The organism is Microvirga antarctica, assembly GCF_017921815.1.
GTDB classification, from domain to species: Bacteria; Pseudomonadota; Alphaproteobacteria; order Rhizobiales; family Beijerinckiaceae; genus Microvirga; species Microvirga antarctica.
Genome location: NZ_JAGEMM010000106.1, coordinates 1 through 288 on the forward strand (window position 1 = coordinate 1; position 288 = coordinate 288).

Consider the following 288-nt stretch of genomic DNA (forward strand, 5'->3'; position numbering starts at 1 on the left):
GCATCCTGATGCGGCTGCGAGGCTTCGACACTGTTTAGCGCGCGTTCCGCCGCCTGCGCCGTCATCTGGACGACGTAATCCAGACGGTCGCGCGCATCAGGGATCGCCTCCGCCGCTTCGGCAATCGCCTGGTCCAGCCCCAGTTCACGCAGGCTGTCGCGCAGCATTCGGGTCAGACTACCGATGCGCGCAATGATGTCTCCTGCTGAACCTTCATCAGCAGGCTTGATAGATGGTTGCATCATCATCGCATCCTCACATGCCCAGTTTCTCAAAGATTTTGTTGAG

Annotated in this window: 1 protein-coding gene; it reads right to left on the minus strand. The window is 59.0% G+C overall.

The annotated features are described in order from the left end of the window. The coding region (locus J4G32_RS21045) for a protein phosphatase CheZ (protein WP_210497641.1) at positions 1-245 on the minus strand (245 nt) is incomplete at its 3' end. Between the last annotated feature and the right edge of the window lie 43 nt (positions 246-288).